Below are 2,030 nucleotides of genomic sequence, written 5' to 3'. Positions count from 1 at the left end.
CAGATAGGCAAGATTTTAGAGTATATTTCTCCCTTGGAAAGCTATAATAATTTGGTTCAAGGAGTGATTAGCTTTAGCGATTTAGTTTTATTTTCAAGCTATATATTTTTAGGTTTATTTTTAACTGTCCAGTCGGTAGAATTATATTGCCTCAACCATCGCTAGATAATGCCGATAAATAGTCATCCAAAACTAATAGCTAATTGGAAAGCAATGAATATTTAGCACTTAAAAATGAACAGAATATTTTTCTAATGGGTGAAATATACACAATTAACAATTAAGTATCAACCATCAAGCAAGCTGAAGTCTTAAATATACTGCATAAAAATGAGAACAACTATATATGATCCAAAAAATATTATCTTTTTTTAGCATAGCTTTCTTAGTGGCAACTCTAGTCATAGCTATCCTGACAAATAACTGGTTGATAGTACCTCTTGCATTAATAATTTTGGGAGTAATTACATTAACTATTAATTGGCAAAATAATAAGCAAAAAAAAAAATTTTTGGCAACAAACAAGCTTCAAGCAAAATACTAGTAACATAAGCAAAATTATTATAGTCTTGAGCGTAGTAGCTTTTCTGAATATCTTAGCCATTCGCTACGATCGACGTTGGGATATGACAGAAAATCAAATTCATACCCTTTCTCCTCTATCTCAAGCAATTTTGTCTCAATTAGAACGACCTTTAGAAGTATTAGTTTTCGATCGCAACCTCGACCCTAATCTGGAAAATTTACTAGAAAACTATCGTCGTCAAAGCGAACAATTTAACTTCCAAATTATCGATCCAGAACGAGAATTAGGACTGGCTAGAGAATATCGAGTTCAATCTTTAGGCGATGTCTATCTTCAATATGGCGATAAAAGGCAAAAAATAACGGTCGATAACAATTTAGTTGGCGCAGCCATCACCGAAACTCAGCTAACCAATGGTATTGAAAAAATTCAACGCGATCGCCCGATTCATATTTATTTACTTCAAGGACATGGAGAAGCCCAAAACGAATTAATCGAAGGAGGAATTGCCCAAGTCGTTACCAATCTAGAAGCCAAAGGCTATTTCGTAGAAGAATTAAATCTTGCTAGCCAAGGTGAAATTCCCGATAATGCCAATTTAATTGCGATCGTAGGGGCAAATCGCCAACTTTTAGCAGCAGAAGTTTCTAGTTTGCAACAATATCTCACTACGGGAGGCAATTTACTTTTATTCTTATCTCCCAATACTGATATTGGTATGACTCCTTTGTTAAAAGAATGGGGAGTTCAACTAGATAATCGACTGGTGGTAGATGGATCTGGTGCTGGGGAAATTTTAGGTTTCGGTCCAGGAGTAGTTATTGTTAACAACTATGGAGAACATCCGATTACGGCTGATTTCGCTCGGGGAACTTCTATTTTTCCCGAATCTCGCCCGCTTCAGATTGAAGCAAAAACAGGTATTCAGGCTACTCCATTGGTAATTACTAACGAACAAACTTGGGCAGAAAATGACCTCAAAAATGAAGAAATTACCTTTGATTCTGCTCAAGATATATCTGGCCCGTTAAATATTGCGATCGCTCTCTGGCGAGATAATCCTTCGATTTCTCGCATGGTAGTTTTTGGCAGTTCTACTTTTGCCACTAATGGCTGGTTCGAGCAACAATTTAATGGAGATCTGATTTTTAATTCTATTAGTTGGTTGGTAGGTGAAGACCGAGAAACTTTGGCAATTAGACCCCGCGAAGTTGCCAACCGTCGTATTAATTTAAGTACCATGCAAGCAATTATTTTAGACTGGCTAGCTTGGCGAATAATTCCCCTTTTAGCTTTGACTGCTGCTATTTATGTATGGATTAAGCGTCGTTGAGTTGCGATCGCTCTATTTACTAGTTATTAGTTAACCTGAGTTCGGGATAAGAGAATTGCTCGAAGAGAATAGTCTTTAGTTATTAGTTTTTAGTCTTTAGTAGCTCAGTTGAAACAGGCAGCCAGCACATATCTATAGATTACATTACCTGTATAAATTCAATCGAGCGGT

1 protein-coding gene is annotated in these 2,030 nt (G+C 36.4%); it reads left to right on the top strand.

Going from position 1 to position 2,030, the window contains the following annotated elements; translation table 11 throughout:
• Nucleotides 1-569 precede the first annotated feature (569 nt).
• On the top strand, nt 570-1,859 hold the full coding sequence (locus AC33VI_RS22765) for a GldG family protein (RefSeq protein WP_491784548.1): 1,290 nt from the start codon (nt 570-572) through the stop codon (nt 1,857-1,859).
• Nucleotides 1,860-2,030 lie beyond the last annotated feature (171 nt).

Source organism: Waterburya sp., assembly GCF_058530065.1.
The sequence above is the reverse complement of the archived record's forward strand: the minus strand, read 5'-3'. Positions and strand labels throughout refer to the sequence as shown.